The organism is Streptococcus suis S735, from assembly GCF_000294495.1.
Taxonomy (GTDB): Bacteria; Bacillota; Bacilli; order Lactobacillales; family Streptococcaceae; genus Streptococcus; species Streptococcus suis.
Genome location: NC_018526.1, coordinates 294493 through 309337, shown reverse-complemented (window position 1 = coordinate 309337; position 14845 = coordinate 294493). Strand labels below are relative to the sequence as shown.

18 protein-coding genes are annotated in these 14845 nt (G+C 44.6%); 4 read left to right on the top strand and 14 right to left on the bottom strand.

Annotated features, from left to right (window positions below):
* Nucleotides 1-232 precede the first annotated feature (232 nt).
* The 12 genes from YYK_RS01605 to truA form a co-directional block, all read right to left on the bottom strand.
* Nucleotides 233-682 carry an Rrf2 family transcriptional regulator gene (locus YYK_RS01605; RefSeq protein WP_011921901.1) on the bottom strand — a complete coding sequence of 150 codons (450 nt, stop codon included), beginning with the start codon at nt 680-682 and terminating at the stop codon, nt 233-235.
* A 9-nt stretch (nt 683-691) separates the two neighbouring features.
* Complete coding sequence (locus YYK_RS01600) at nt 692-1867, bottom strand: NADH:flavin oxidoreductase/NADH oxidase family protein (RefSeq protein ID WP_012774962.1); 1176 nt, start codon at nt 1865-1867, stop codon at nt 692-694.
* Nucleotides 1860-2729 carry an SDR family NAD(P)-dependent oxidoreductase gene (locus YYK_RS01595; RefSeq protein WP_011921899.1) on the bottom strand — a complete coding sequence of 290 codons (870 nt, stop codon included), beginning with the start codon at nt 2727-2729 and terminating at the stop codon, nt 1860-1862. Before YYK_RS01595 ends, YYK_RS01600 begins: the two co-directional genes overlap by 8 nt.
* The gene (locus tag YYK_RS01590; protein ID WP_011921898.1) at nt 2722-3567 is read right to left on the bottom strand and encodes an alpha/beta fold hydrolase; all 846 of its coding nucleotides are present in this window, start codon (nt 3565-3567) and stop codon (nt 2722-2724) included. The genes YYK_RS01595 and YYK_RS01590 overlap by 8 nt, the downstream gene beginning before the upstream one ends.
* A gap of 25 nt (nt 3568-3592) precedes the next feature.
* Nucleotides 3593-4594 carry an NADP-dependent oxidoreductase gene (locus YYK_RS01585; RefSeq protein ID WP_011921897.1) on the bottom strand — a complete coding sequence of 334 codons (1002 nt, stop codon included), beginning with the start codon at nt 4592-4594 and terminating at the stop codon, nt 3593-3595.
* Between the two features lie 79 nt (nt 4595-4673).
* Nucleotides 4674-5105 (bottom strand): Rrf2 family transcriptional regulator, encoded by a 432-nt coding sequence (locus YYK_RS01580; RefSeq protein ID WP_012774961.1) that lies wholly within the window; start codon nt 5103-5105, stop codon nt 4674-4676.
* A 280-nt stretch (nt 5106-5385) separates the two neighbouring features.
* Nucleotides 5386-6150: a hypothetical protein gene (locus YYK_RS01575; protein WP_011921895.1), complete on the bottom strand. Its 765-nt coding sequence runs from the start codon at nt 6148-6150 to the stop codon at nt 5386-5388.
* A gap of 272 nt (nt 6151-6422) precedes the next feature.
* Nucleotides 6423-7037: a DUF1349 domain-containing protein gene (locus tag YYK_RS01570; protein ID WP_011921893.1), complete on the bottom strand. Its 615-nt coding sequence runs from the start codon at nt 7035-7037 to the stop codon at nt 6423-6425.
* A complete protein-coding gene (locus YYK_RS01565; protein WP_011921892.1) occupies nt 7037-7603 on the bottom strand; it encodes a TIGR01440 family protein in 567 nt (188 codons plus the stop codon). The genes YYK_RS01570 and YYK_RS01565 overlap by 1 nt, the downstream gene beginning before the upstream one ends.
* Nucleotides 7584-8069, bottom strand: coding sequence for an ECF transporter S component (locus tag YYK_RS01560; protein WP_012774960.1), 486 nt, complete (start codon nt 8067-8069; stop codon nt 7584-7586). Before YYK_RS01560 ends, YYK_RS01565 begins: the two co-directional genes overlap by 20 nt.
* Nucleotides 8059-8820 (bottom strand): bifunctional hydroxymethylpyrimidine kinase/phosphomethylpyrimidine kinase, encoded by a 762-nt coding sequence (locus YYK_RS01555; RefSeq protein WP_011922629.1) that lies wholly within the window; start codon nt 8818-8820, stop codon nt 8059-8061. The genes YYK_RS01560 and YYK_RS01555 overlap by 11 nt, the downstream gene beginning before the upstream one ends.
* Nucleotides 8810-9559: a tRNA pseudouridine(38-40) synthase TruA gene (gene truA / locus YYK_RS01550; RefSeq protein ID WP_011922628.1), complete on the bottom strand. Its 750-nt coding sequence runs from the start codon at nt 9557-9559 to the stop codon at nt 8810-8812. The genes YYK_RS01555 and truA overlap by 11 nt, the downstream gene beginning before the upstream one ends.
* Nucleotides 9560-9725: 166 nt before the next feature.
* Between truA and YYK_RS01545 the strand changes: the two genes are divergently transcribed.
* The 4 genes from YYK_RS01545 to YYK_RS01530 all read left to right on the top strand — a co-directional run bounded on the left by YYK_RS01545 (nt 9726) and on the right by YYK_RS01530 (nt 13082).
* A complete protein-coding gene (locus tag YYK_RS01545) occupies nt 9726-10181 on the top strand; it encodes a Fur family transcriptional regulator (RefSeq protein ID WP_012774959.1) in 456 nt (151 codons plus the stop codon).
* Nucleotides 10182-10343: 162 nt separating this feature from the next.
* Entirely contained in the window at nt 10344-12212 is a 1869-nt protein-coding gene (locus tag YYK_RS01540; protein ID WP_012775493.1) for a heavy metal translocating P-type ATPase, read from the top strand.
* 134 nt (nt 12213-12346) lie between these two features.
* Nucleotides 12347-12871: a hypothetical protein gene (locus YYK_RS01535; RefSeq protein ID WP_011922625.1), complete on the top strand. Its 525-nt coding sequence runs from the start codon at nt 12347-12349 to the stop codon at nt 12869-12871.
* A gap of 1 nt (nt 12872) precedes the next feature.
* Nucleotides 12873-13082, top strand: coding sequence for a helix-turn-helix domain-containing protein (locus tag YYK_RS01530; protein WP_012774957.1), 210 nt, complete (start codon nt 12873-12875; stop codon nt 13080-13082).
* A gap of 123 nt (nt 13083-13205) precedes the next feature.
* Here the strand turns inward: YYK_RS01530 and YYK_RS01525 are convergent, their stop codons facing one another.
* Complete coding sequence (locus YYK_RS01525; RefSeq protein ID WP_011921884.1) at nt 13206-13877, bottom strand: amino acid ABC transporter permease; 672 nt, start codon at nt 13875-13877, stop codon at nt 13206-13208.
* Between the two features lie 90 nt (nt 13878-13967).
* Nucleotides 13968-14843: a transporter substrate-binding domain-containing protein gene (locus YYK_RS01520; protein WP_012774956.1), complete on the bottom strand. Its 876-nt coding sequence runs from the start codon at nt 14841-14843 to the stop codon at nt 13968-13970.
* Nucleotides 14844-14845: the final 2 nt, after the last annotated feature.

Here is a 14845-nt window from a genome sequence, read left to right as displayed (position 1 = left end):
ACCAAGCAAAAAGACTTAGACAACTGATGTTCAGTCACTCTAAGTCTTTTTGTGTATAGTGAGGATGGGCAAAAAGCCCAGGACCACTACTTAGAGTTCGTGTCAACATCTCAGCGCAGTGGTTGATTGGCAGATTTGTTCGTGTTTTACACTCCAAATCTGACCTAATCAACTGTGCGGGGGTGGGAAGACGAACTCTTCTATGAATGGTCGAGTTCTTTCCCACTCCCATTTAAGTCCTTTTCACTTTTTCTTCAATGGCTTTTTCTAGGTCAACCAGAACATCGGACATATACATAGTTTTCAATTCTTTCTCCATAGCTGTCTGGACTTGGACGAGTTTGTCGTCCACAGCAGCATGGATATTTCCCCCCACGATACAGTCGGGATGGGGATTTTCATGAAAGTTGAACAAGCCTTTCTTATCAATATTGTCAACCGTAACAAAGATGTCATAAAGACTAATGTCATCAAGCGTCTTTGCTAAACGAAAACCGCCGCTACCCTGCTTGGCATCTACAATTCCCGCTTCCTTCAAACCAGATAGAACCGAGCGAATGATAACGGGATTGGCTTGAATACTGTTTGCCAAAACCTTGCTGGTGACACGTTGCTGGTCTTGAAAGAGATGGATAAAAGCCAAGGCATGAATGGCAATGGTAAATTTATTTGAAATCTGCATAACAATCTTTTACTCACTGACAAGGCTGATACGTGCTTTGAGATGATCACCTGTTGCAATCTCGTCAATCATACCAATGGCATAATCTGCATAGGAAATAACGCTTTCTCCCTTGCTGTTCAAGACCAACTCTTCACCGCCAAGAATATAACGACCTGTCCGTTCGCCGTCTGCTTGCAAATCACCGACTTGACGGTAATCATTGACAAGACTTGGACGAAGGACAAAGGGTCTAGCAAGACCAATCATGGACACACCATCCTTGATAGCCTCCTCCATCTGAGTGACTTTTCGGAAACCGCCTGTTGAAACAATAGAAACAGAAGTCAAATCTGCTAGAGCAAGGGCATAGGTGACAAATCCAGCACCATTCTCATAGTCACTACCAAAAACAGGTGTCTCATAATTGCCACCTGAAATTTCAATCAGGTCAATACCCAAGTCAGACATGATTTTCACCACATGCTTACAATCCTCAAAACCAAAACCCTCTTCCTTAAAATCAGAAGCATTCAATTTCAAGGCAATGGTAAAATCTGGTCCCACTTTTTCACGCAGACCTTGATAAACTTCCACCAAGAATTGCATGCGATTGTCCAGACTGCCACCATAGCGGTCCGTCCGCTGATTATCCGCTGGTGAGAGGAATTGATTGGTCAAGTAACCATGTGCAGCGTGTAACTGTACACCTGTAAATCCTGCTGCTTTTGCCCTAAGGCCTGCTGCAATAAATTTATCTCTGGCTTCTTTGATGTCAAACACAGTCATTTCTCTCGGTGGACGAAAGGCCGAAGCTGAACCTCCAGAAATCGGAATGGCACTGGGTGCAATCGGAGTTTGATTGATCGACCGATACATCTGTTTGCCAGGATGATTGAGCTGGAGCCAGATAGGCACACCGTTCTTTTTCCCAACGGCTGCCCATTTCCGAAATTGAGCCAGATGAGCGTCTGAATCAAGGACCACATTGCCCGGCTCACCAAGGTAGCGGCCGTCCACCATGACATTGCCTGTCACTAAGACACCCACTCCCTGCTTGGCCCAAAAATCATATAAGGCAATCAGGTCATCTGAGGGAGCTCCCTGACTATCTGCCAGGGTTTCGCTCATAGCGGATTTGAAAAAGCGATTGTCTAAGACCTGACCATTGGGCAGTTGGAGGTTTTCTAACAAAATCTTAGTCACCGTAGCTCTCCTTAAATACTTGAATTTTCTTATCAAGATAGGCTAGTAAGGCTTGGCTCTTTGCCAAATCAAATCCTTTCAAGCTGACATTAGCCAACCTTTTCTCCGCAAAATAACGACCTGATACTCCAGCCACCTCTGGTGACAAGCTTAAGTAGTAACCCGTTTCAATCCCCTGGTCCAAATCCTTGGAAAATGGTTTCATCAGACTGGTGAGAATCCGACTTCTCAGATTGCGTTTGATACCATCATTGCCCAAATTTGTCGCAATCAAGCCAGGATGGTAGGCATTGACGGTCACAGATGAACCTTGCTTTTCTAAGGCCTCTGCCTGAGCTATTGCCAGCCAAATGGTGTAAAGCTTGGCATTATTGTAAGCCATGGCTGCAGAATAGCTCTGCTCTAAACCAAAATCCAAGCCTCTGGTTTGTGCAAAATGGTGCATCAAGGAAGAGGTATGAATGACCCTGCCTGCTGCTTTTTCCAGCAAGGGAAGTAACTCCGTCGTCAAGATATACGGAACTTGGACAGACAGCATAAAGGTCATCTCGATATTTTCTGCCGTTGCTACACGCGCATCACCAAAGTAAGCACCCGCATTGTTTAACAAGACATCAATCTGCTCAAAATCGCGTTTAATTTCTTGGCTGAAACGATAGACATCTGCTAACTTGGAAAAGTCTGCAAGGTAGCCATGAATTTTTTTACTTCCTGTTTTTAGCTGAATGTCACTGAGAGCTACACGGAGCTTTTCGCTATTTCTCCCGTGCAAAATCACTTCATGGCCTTCACTAGCTAGTTTCATGGCTAGGTGTTTGCCAATCCCGTCTGTCGATCCTGTGATTAAAATAGTTTTAGGCATTGCTTTCCTCCAAAAAGGCTAGTAAGGCTTTTGAAAACTCTTCTGCATTTTGGAAGATCGAGCCGTGTCCTGCATTTGGATAAATAATCAGTTGGCTATTTTTGATTTTTTCATGCATGGTATAAGAATTTTCTGTCGGAACTTGCATATCCTTATCACCGTTGACGATCAGAGTTGGTTGGGTAATAAAGGTCATGTCATCTTGCGGCTCTCTTCCCCAGCGTTTGATAGCTTTCAGCTGGGTCAAAAATCCTGGAACATTCATGTCCTTGTCTGCATGTGCAGCACTTCTTTGCCCCATACGACCCAAGACTTTTTCTGCCTCCAAACGACCTGCTTCATCATGATTGTAGAAAATGTAGCGTTTTGGATCCACACGCTCTAAACCAGCCTTCAGCATATAGCGGAAGGTTTTTCCAGTTACCTTATCAACTTCAAAACCACCACGAGGACCTGTACCTGCTAAAATCAATCGGTTGACCAGCTGACTATCCAGACGAACGATTTCTTGAGCAATAAAACCACCCATAGACAGACCCAGCAAATTGATTTTCTCATGACCCAAAGCCTTGATAATAGCAACAGCCTGCTCAGCCATTCCTGGAATAGTCGGAGCCACCTTGCCTTGACTAGCTCCTACGCCAGGAAGGTCTAGGATAATTACATGGTGCTTTTCAGCCAGCAAATCCAGCAATTTGGGATCCCAGTTGTCCAAGGTGGCCGCTAGGTGGACCAGCATGACCAAAGGAATGTCAGACTTGCCCTTGCTGAGCTCACGATAGGCGATTTTATTGTTTGAAACGGTGATGTATTGGTTTTTGGTTGTAATATATGACATGATTTTTCCCTGTATATTTTATTTTTTAGTTGAAACTGAGGACTGTTTTTCCGCGTGAACGACCGTTGGCAACCTTATCAAGTGCTGCGTTGACTTCTTCAAATGGATAAACTGTATCGATTGACGGTTTGATTTCGAGCTTGTTGAAAATGTCTGCTACTTCTTGCAGTTGGCGACCATTGCTCTCTACGAAAATGAAATGGTAGTGAACACCGTATTTTTTTGCCATTTTGTCAAATGAACGACCAGCTAGGCCAAACAAGATTTGTTTCCATTTTGGCAAATTCATACGTTTGGCAAATTCGCCATTTGGCATGGCGCGAAGGGAAACCAGCTGTCCACCTTTTTTCATGATTGACATTTGTTTCTCTGTTTCTGCACCACCAAGTGTGTCCAAGACGTAGTCAACATCGCTAAGTGTTTTGGTGTAATCTTCTGTCTTGTAGTCGATAAAACGGTCTGCACCCAATGACAACACCCGCTCTGCACTTGCCCCATCACCATTTGTGATAACGGTCAAGCCCTTGGCTTTGGCAATCGGAATGGCCATACCTCCGACACCACCAGTTCCGCCTGAGATGAAGATGGTCTTGCCAGATTGTGCCCCCATAAGGTCAAGTGCCTGCATGATGGTCAGAGCTGTCAGAGGAACGGCAGCTGCTTCTTCATCTGTCAAGTAGGCAGGAACCTTAGCAAGAGCCTGAGCGTCAACCGCTACATACTCAGCAAAAGCACCGATACTATCAAGCGGAAGACGACCGAAGACACGATCCCCTGCTGCAAAGGTCGTCACGCTTGAACCTACTTCTTCAACCAAGCCAACCACTTCATTTCCAGCTGTTTGGGGCAATTTGTAAGGGACAATCAATTTCACATCTCCGCGTGAAATCATGTTGTCCAAGGGGTTAACGCCTGCTGCGGTCACTTTGACAAGGACTTGGTTAGGCTTGATTTGTGGCTTAGCAATTTCTGTAAGGTTAAGGGCGATGTTGTTTTTGTTATAAGATGTGTGTTGTGCTGCTTTCATGTTCTTCTCTTTTCTATTATATCATTTGTTCCTGTATCACTTACAGGTCTATGTTTGAGTTTATAAAATCTGACCGAGGTCAGATTCGGGTTACTTGTGCGGATTGATAGAGATTAGTAATCACATTATCTAAGGATTGACGACTGAGTTGATTTTCCAGTTCTTGTTCAACGCTGGAAAAGATGGGAACCATTGCGCCTTCTATATGCTGCCCAACCGGACAAGAAAGATTGGCATTCTGGTGTATCTGAAATAGGCGAATATGCTCCACTTCTTGCGTCGCAAGGTAGATTTCCAATAAGCTAATATCCTTAGGAGACTTGCTCAATTGGTAGCCTGAACGGCCTTGGTGCGAAGTGATTAAGCCTGCATTTTTCAAAAGTGCAATCACCTTGCGGATGTAGCTGGCATTGGTGCCAACGCTCTCAGCTAAGGCTTGCGAGCTAAGTATTTCCTTACTCTCACTGATCATGGTCAGTATATGAAGGGCTACTGAAAACTTTGTATCCATCTGGTTTCCTTTCTGTTCTTGTATCATTTACAAGAACAAGTTTACCATAAGCTAGACTTCTTGGCAAGTCTTTTGCTTTATAGTCATTTGAATTAACTTTGATACATCGTCACTTTCGGCTTGCCGTACTCTGCAGAAGTGACTTGCTTTGCAAGTTATATCTCCAACCTAGCACAGCCACTAGGCTGTGCTAGCAACCTGCACCTCGGTTCCTTGTCTGAAAGCTAATTCATTCGACTATATTTTTTTAACAAAGCATTCGACCAAGAAGTCGCTTGTCTTACATGCGTTTGCCGTCTAGGACAAATGGCAAGGTTTTTTCTATATGATAAGCGTGGACTGCTGAGGAGTATTGCACCACTTCTGCATTCAACTGCGGAGCCTGGTTGGCATAGAAGGCCTCTCTTGCCGCCTGATCCGCAAAACCTGGGATGATGGAGGCATGAAGATGGTCTTCTTTAGGATTGTCATGGGCAACATTTGGGGTATTCCAAGTCGCTTTATTCCAAGGAAGATAGACCTGTGTTCGTACTTCCGTTACCCCAGAGATTGTCGCCAGTTGACTGGCGAGTCCATCTTGAACAAATTTTTTGAAGCTACCGCTCTTCACCCCATCTTTGCGACGGAAGTATAGGACATCACGCAGTTGGGTTTGGGCCTGAGTGCTAGTATGGTACCAACGTGATGAATAAGGGAAGCCCATGTGCATCAAAGTCCGACGGAAAACATTGACCTCATCTTCAAAGGCCAGGGCCGTCTGACGGCGACCGCCTATTGGTGCCAATAACTTTTGATAGGTCACTTCCGCAATGCCATCAATCCGACGATCTTCTGGAACAGCCGTTTCCAAGCCTGTCGCTTTCGGCCAAAAACTATGTTCTGTCTCACTCAAATGTTGCTGGCGGTATTCTAATAGACCCGGTGAAGCTGCAATAATCTGTGCATGCCCGCCACTCCAGTAGTCCATTCCCTCTTGGCGTGCTTTATCCTGACGCATCCATAATAAAATGGACAGTGAAAATCGTTGTTGGTATCCTTTTGTCATGTCTTCTCCTTTTGTTCTTGTATCATTTACAGAAACAAGTTTATCAAAAGCCAGACTTTTTTGGCAAGGATTTGGCTCAAAAGATAAAAAAAGTAACTCTCTTACTAGTCGAAAGTTACTTCCTGATACTCAATGAAAATCAAAAGTAGCCTAGGAAACGAAGGTGAAGATTGAACAGGAGTTCTTCAAGGCAAGTTGACAACGGAACATTTTGATTTTCGAAGAGTATGAGTTTCAACTATTTTTCTGTTACTACTTACCTAAAACTCTCACTATATTTCATCTGGCTCTTGGCCATCATGGGCCTGCCATTTGCAGTCGCTCAATTCCATATTGGTAAAGCGAGCTGTAAAACTGGAGTTTTCTGGTGAACAGGCATATAGCCCAAAAGCTATTTTCCCCGCCCCTTGATGAAAATGGCAAACCCGCATTTGTTTGAAGTGGATACCATCTTCGGAATTTTCAAAACAGTAATCAGCTCCCCTGCGACTGAGCCTAAACCACATGGATTTGATTTGTGAACTGACTTCAGTAGTTGCCCAGTCAGAAAAGCCGTGATTAGTCACCACACTTCCCAAGTGTTGGAAGTCATCATTTTCATACTCTATCGAACATTTGAGCCAATTCTCCGAATCTTGATAAAGGACAATTCCACACTGGTCAAATCGAGTATGACTACCCGCAAAATCCGTCTTCACAGTAAAAGAAAAATAGTCCTCCTCTGTCTCCATCTGTAAGACAGGAGCATTGTCATTCACAAAATGGTAATAGGTCTTCTGCCACAAATCCGTCTGGGGGTGGGTGGTAATGGTAATTTCTTCATCTGAAATAGTGAATTGTCTCGGTGGACGGGTCCACACTAAATCCTTAACCGTAAATTCTTTCATTATGAACCTTTCCGTATCTCATCTTCCTGATAGGCTGCTCGGACTCCGCCGATTAGTTTTGGTCGGCTGGCGAGAGCTGTGACATGGGCCTGTCCAATTTCACGCAGGCTAGGTCTAATCGGAACTTGGACGTGCTTGATGTGCATGCCGATAGCTGTGTCGCCGATGTCTACACCAGCCTGAGCGGTGATAAACTCGACTTCCACCGGGTCCTTCATATACTTGAAGGCCGCCAGCTGTCCTGAACCACCTGCATGAAGGGTGGGTAAGACATTGACTATTTCCAAGTCCTTCTGGATTGCTAATTCACGCTCCACCACCAAGGCACGATTGAGGTGTTCACAGCCTTGGACAGCTAGATAGATACCTTTTTGATCCAGAATTTCCAAGATGGTTTCAACAACCACCTCACCAACTTCCAGACTGGAATTTTTCCCGATATGCCCTCCAATCACCTCACTAGAGGACAATCCAAGGACAAATATCTGTCCTTTTTGAAGATCGCTGAGTTCTAGGACTTCTTGCACAACTTGCTTAGTTTGGTCTTTAATTTCCCTTAATAACATGATTTACTGCACCAATTCTTTCTATTGCCTGAGCCAAGACGTAACCAACTACCAAACCAACTGTGTTTTGCAAGGTATTGCTTAGAACACTTTCAATGGCTTTCAGGTCATTAAAATAAAGTCGAGATGCCAGGTAGTAGCCCCCAACCATAGAGAGGGTCGCCAAGACTAAACCGAGAATCCGTTTCTTACCTGTCCAACCCGCAAAATAACCCTGAGCCCCGTGGAATACTAGACTAAAGAATGCCCACTGGGGATAGCCCAACAAGAAATCAATCAGAAGCCCTGACAATCCGCCGACAATGGCTCCCTCTTTCTTGCCCAAGTAAAAGGCTGTAAAATATACCCCAACATCCAAGAGTGTGACAAAACCAGTTGCAGTTGGTACATGAACAAAGGCTAATACCAAACTCAAGGCTGTTAAGATAGCGAGCAAGACCAATTCTTGCGTTTGTTTATTTCTCATATTGAACCACCCCATAATCATCTGATTTTTCAATCGCCGCATGGACAAAGTCCTTGGACAGCCTGACCGCCTCCAAAGGCTCTTGACCCAGCAAAAGCTGACTGGCAATGCTGGACGCAAAGGTACAGCCTGCCCCCACATTGTTTTCTGACAGCAGAGGCGACTGGAGCACCACCACTTCCTGACCGTCGTAGAAAACATCAACCGCCTCTGAGCCACCCAGACGATTGCCTCCCTTGATGACCACCGCCTTGGCTCCCAAGTCATACAAGGCCACTGCCACCTGCTTCATCTCTTCCACCGTTTTGATATCCTTTTGGAGCAATAGCTGAGCTTCTGCCAGATTTGGCGTGATAATGCTGACATAAGGAAGGAATTTCAAGATTTCATCTCGCAACTGACTGACCTCGGTATCGTGCGTTTCCTTGCAGACCAAGACTGGATCCAAGACCACAGGAATCTCCTGGTGAGTCTTGATAAACTCCAAAGCCTGCTCTGCTATTTCCACAGAGGGAAGCAAGCCAATCTTAATCGCAGAAAAGGGCACATCCTTCAAACTAGCCAGCTGCTGGGCAAAGACCGCAGTCTCCGTCGGAATGACCTCAAAACCTTTTTCCGTCATAGCTGTCAAGCAGGTCACCGCCACAAAGCCATGCAGCCCATGGACTGTGTAGGTGGTCAGATCTGCGTGGAGCCCGCCACCGCTGAAAATATCGTTGCCAGAAAGCGCCAAAATATACTTAGTCTTCATAGATAATCTCCTTTAGATAGAGGCCGTTGCCTGCCGCAGTCGGACCCGCCAAACCACGATCCTTTTCTGCTAAAATCCTTTTAATCTGCCCAACAGGCATGCGACCATTGCCAATTTTCAAGAGGGTCCCGACCATATTCCGCACCTGCTTGTACAAAAAACCGTTGCCCGAAAAGGTGAAAATCAAGAACTGCCGCTGCTGGTCATATTCCATACTTGCTACTGTAATGGTCCGCACCTTGTCCTCGACCGAGGTCCCCGAAGCCGTAAAGCCTGTGAAATCATGGGTTCCCACTAGGTCCTGAATGGCTTCTTCTATCAAGCTCAAGTCCAAATCATAGGGATAGAAGGTCGCATAGTGGCGCATCATGGGATTCTTAGGTCGCCCAATATCCACCAGAAACTCATAGGTCTTGCTGTGCTTGGCATAGCGGCAATGAAAATCATCCGCCACCTGCTCCACACTGACCACATCAATATCCTCAGAGGTTTGGGTATCCAGGGCAAAGCGGAGCTTCTCCACATCTCGACTGCCAGCCAAGTCAAAGTGTATAACCTGACCGTAAGCGTGGACCCCCGCATCTGTACGACCTGCACCATGAACGGTTACTGGCTGACCACTATTCAATCTTACTAACGTTTTTTCGATTTCTTCCTGAACCGTACGAGCATGGGGCTGGCGCTGAAAACCAGAAAAGTCATGTCCGTCGTAGGAAATAATTGCCTTATATCTTGTCATGTTTTGATTGTAGCACAGGAAAAGTATGTAAACAAGTCATGAGACACCAAACTGTACTATGACAGATTTCCTGTCTCAAAATTGACACAACCTCCCAAATACACTATAATGAAACTGAATATTGTATCTTAGAATTTTTATAAAATAATAACGAAAGGAGGAAACTATGGAACTCCATTCTCACTTCAATGCAGAAAACCAAACTGCTTTTGAACACGTCATCCAACATCTAAAAGAAAAGGGTATACGCATTACCGAAACTAGAAAAGCAGTCGTTGCCTACATTATCGAAAGCGATGACCACCCTAGTGCTGAAATGATTTATCAAGATCTAATACCTAACTACCCCAACATGAGTCTGGCGACTGTTTACAACAACCTCAAACTTCTATTGGAAGAAGGGTTCGTGACCAAATTGAAACGGACCAATGATAATACTACTTATTACGACTTTATGGGGCACGAGCACCTCAATGTTATTTGTGAAGTCTGTGGAAAAATCACTGATTTCATGGATGTAGAAATCCCGAGCTTGAAGAAGGAAGCTCATACCCAAACTGGTTACAAAATTACAAAAGAGGTGCTATCCATCTACGGCATTTGTCCTGATTGCCAGAACTAAAAGACGAATATCAAAGCGGCTTTCTGTCGCTTTTTTTTATTTCCCTTTGAATTATCAGAATGATATTATTTAGAATTATTATAAATAACTTGACTTTCTTTTTATAATTGTTATAATTAACTTAGTTAAATGATAATAATTCTAAATAAGGAAGAGCAAACTATGACACTCGTAACCAACCTCAAACAACACAGCCACATCATCACGACCGCTCTTTGCTTGGCGCTCATTCTAATAGGTATCCTTCTGTTTCAGACTGGACAGGGATGGGCTCCTATCCTCTTCATTTCAGCCTTTGTCATCGGGGGCTACCAATCAGCCAAGGAAGGCATTTCTGAGCTGATTTTCGACAAGCACCTGTCTGTCGACCTGCTCATGATTTTAGCTGCTATCGGCTCTGGTCTAATTGGCTACTGGATGGAGGGGGCTCTACTCATCTTCATCTTCTCCCTTTCTTCTACTCTGGAAGAATTAGCCATGGAAAAAAGCAAGAATGCGATCGCTGCTTTGATGAACATGACCCCTCCAACAGCTCGCAAAATCGAGGAAAATGGTGACATTACTGTCTTAGACACCGCAGCCATCCGCATTGGCGACCTCCTGCAAGTCCGCAAGGGTGACACGGTTCCACTGGATGCTACCCTCATCAGTCCGCAATCCATCTTTGACGAATCCATGATTACAGGCGAGCCGCTCCCTGCGGAGAAAATGGCTGGCGATGCTGTTATCGGCGGAACCATTAACCAAGGTCCAACTGTGACCGTACAAGTTACGGCTGAAAAAGGCGATGCCCTCTTCGATAAAATCGTCCAGATGGTTGAAAACGCCCAAGAATCCAAATCAAAAACAGCGACTTTCATTGAAAATATGGAAGATACCTATGTCAAGGTTGTCTTGGTGGTGGTACCACTCTTCATCCTCCTTGCTCATTTTGCACTGGGCTGGGACTGGTTAACTGCCTTCTACCGAGGCATGATTCTCTTAACCATCGCTTCTCCTTGTGCCCTCGTAGCTTCTTCTTCACCCGCAACACTTTCTGCCATCAGCCGTGCGGCACGTAAGGGCATGATTATCAAGGGCGGTGACATTGCGGACAACATCGCCAATCTAGAGGCCATCGTCTTTGATAAGACGGGTACCCTGACCATTGGTAAACCTGAAGTTGTAGGTGCGACCTATCTTGGCGATGAAGAGCTTATCAAGCAGGTTGTTCAGGCAGTTGAAAAACAATCAAGCCACCCAATCGCTCAGGCTCTCATGACCTATACGGCTGACAGCTCTGCTATTGCCCTTCAAAGCCTAGAAGACGTGACAGGAAAAGGCTTGGTGGCAGGCTATGAGGGCGACAGCTGGAAAATCGGTAAGGCGGGATTTGTGGCGGACAGCCTGGTGAGTCCCCTGTCTGCTGGCTTGCTGGCACAGATCGATGAGGCGGAAAGCACTGGGAAAACCCTGGTCTATGTCAGCCAAAATGATGTGCTGGTGGCGATCTTCATGGTGGAAGATAGTTTGAAACCTGAGAGCAAGCAGCTGATTGCCCAGTTGAAAGAAATGGGCGTGACGCCAATTCTCTTGACGGGTGACCAAGAAAAGACGGCTCGTTACGTGGCGAGTCAGGTCGGTATTGACCGTGTGATTGCCAACTGTCTGCCGACGGATAAGGCTGCTGTTATCCAAGAATTACAAACCGAGTTTGCGTCTGTCGGCATGGTCGGAGACGGCATCAACGACGCTCCCGCCCTGGCTCAAGCCAATGTCAGCTATGCTATGGGAAGCGGAACGGACATCGCTATGGAGTCAGCTGACATCGTACTCATGGAAGACCTGACGAGAATTCCTTACTCCATTCGTCTCTCTAAGAAAATGCGGGGCATCATCAAGCAGAACATCATCTTTGCGCTATCTGTCATTGCCCTTCTTATCATCTCCAACCTCTTCCAGTCTATCAACCTCCCACTCGGTGTGGTGGGCCACGAAGGATCAACGATTTTGGTGATTTTGAATGGGTTGAGACTATTGTATTTTAAATAGCTTCAAACCGCCAGGTAGTTGGCGGTTTTCTTATTATTCTTTTTTTAAAAAAACGCTTGCATTTCAAAAATTATTGTTTTATAATAATTTTACAGATAATATTATCATAAAACAATAATAATCGGAGGTTTGCTATGAAAACCAATCTACTCAAAACAGCTGGCATTGTGGCTGCTTGTGTTCGCTATTTCTTCTATTTATTAATTGCAAGCTATATTTTCTTTAGCCTGGCTGGTCTTGGAGGCGACTCCTTTGCGATAGGCTCTTGGGAATACACCTTTAACAAACCCATTGACCAGATCAGTGTCTGGCTCATTCTGCTAGCGACTGGATTGATTCTAGTTGTCTTAGTAGCACTCAGTCACATTGCCCACTTGATTCAAAAGTTATGTAAATTGCTTCTGGAAGAAGATTATTTCGCTTCAGCTAGTATGGAACTTTATCAGAAGCTCTTCATCAGTTTGCTCGTCCTGACTGCTGGGCAATTTTGCCTAACCAGCTTGATCACCTTGACAAATGCTGCTGGACCAAACAACTTCCTCAATCTGCGTTGGTCAGATTTCATCCTCAACGCCCTCTTTATCTTCTTGACTTATTTTGTCTGGACCTTAGTACAAAAGGGGCAACAACTTGAAACCGAGAACAGCGAGTTTATCTGATATGGAAATGATTCGCGTAAACTTAGACAAGGTCCTCAAAGACCGACAAATGACTTCCAAGGACTTGGCGGAGCAAGTCGGCATCACCGAAGCCAATCTGTCCATTCTCAAGACAGGCAAGGCAAAAGGCATTCGTTTTAATACCCTGATGAGCATCTGCCGCATCTTAGACTGCCAACCAGGGGATATTTTGGAATATGTGGAAGAGTGAGAGTTACATCGAAAAAACAGTCTTTAAAATAAAAAATAGCTTAGGTCCACATCATTCGAGACGTTAATTCTAAGCTATTTTTGATTGTTCAAATTTTAATCGGAAGGCTAAACCAACCTCTTTTTAGTAAGTCGCCAAGCGTTTTTCTAGCTTGAGCTGACCAAATGCATAAAGGGTACAGATAACCCAATAAATGAGGGCTACACAGATATAAACCGTCATATAATCCGACTTAGCTCCACCGACTATTTTTGCCTTATTGAAAATCTCTGGTACAGTAATCATAGCGGTCAAGGACGTACTTTTCACCATATCCAAGAGAACATTGCTCAGTGGTGGAAGAGCAATCCGAAAGGCTTGGGGAATAATGATTTTTCTGTGAATCACATTGGTCCGCAAGCCCAGGGAACGCGCTGCCTCCCATTGTCCCTTATCAATGGCCGAAAGAGATGCACGAATAATTTCAGAAATGTAGGCACTGGACATGGAGGTAAAGGCGATAATAGATGCGGAGATAGCATCTAGTTGTAGCCCCATGAAAGGCAATCCAAAATAGATGAAAAAGAGAAGAACCATGAGGGGAATTCCACGCATGAGAGAAATATGGGCCATAGCCAACCAACGCAAGGGTCCAAACTTAGACATCCGCATGAGGGCTACAAAAAATCCACAGAAAGTCCCCAAGGCAAAACCAATTAGGGATAGGGATAGAGTGTAGGGAAGTCCCTCCAAAATCTGTGGAATAGCCTCTCTTGCAATATCTGCATTAAAAACTGCCTGCCAGTTAATATCCATATCTTCTCCTCTTTCCTAAAAACCAGATAGACCTTGCCAGTCTGTGACTGACAAAGTCTATACAAGATGCATTTAATTTGTTACGAGGTCTTATTCAACTTCGATAACTGGCAATTTATCAGCATTTTCAACAGGGACTGTCAAGTCTTGTCCTGCATAGTATTTCTCAGAAATTGCCTTCAAAGTTCCATCAGCTTTCATCGCTTCAAGTGCTTCGTCAATTTTTTCTTTCAAGCTTGTGTCAGCCTTGCTCATAACAATACCTTGTTCAGTTGGGTTGTATTTAGCCTCACCCATTTTTACCTTGATGTCTGGGAAGTTGGCATTTGCCCATTTGATAGCCATCACTTGTGTATAGTAATCATTTGGAATGAAGTCTGTACGACCTGTAGATACATCACGCAAATAGACATCGTTGGTTACATTGTCATAGATAACTGGCTCTGCACCTTGCTTTTCAGCGATTTTCATGTACTGAGTACCAGCCCCACCACCAGCTTTCTTGCCAGTCCAGTCGCTCAAGTCAGCTGCTTCGATTCCTGATGAACCATCTTCACGAACAATGTAGCCACCAACTGAATACTTGTAAGGGATAGAGAAGTTGTACTTTTCCTTACGTGCTTCTGTCATGTCAAAGTTGTTAACAGAAATATCTACCTTACCACTGTCAACCGCTGTAAAGGCTTCTGCCACACCGATTTCTTGGTATTCAATTTCCAGTTTCAAACGCTTACCAATTTCATTGATCATGTCAATTTCATATCCGACCAATTCTTTAGCATCATTGTAGTAAGAAGTTGGGAAGAGGGTACCTGGTGTAGCAACTTTCAAGACACCAGCTTCTTGAATTTTTTCCCATTGAGTCTGTTCAGCAGAAGAACTGCTAGTATTCGAACTTGAACTAGAACATGCTGCCAAGGTCAATGTAGAAACCAAGAGAGCTGAGGCTAAAACTTTTTTCAACATAA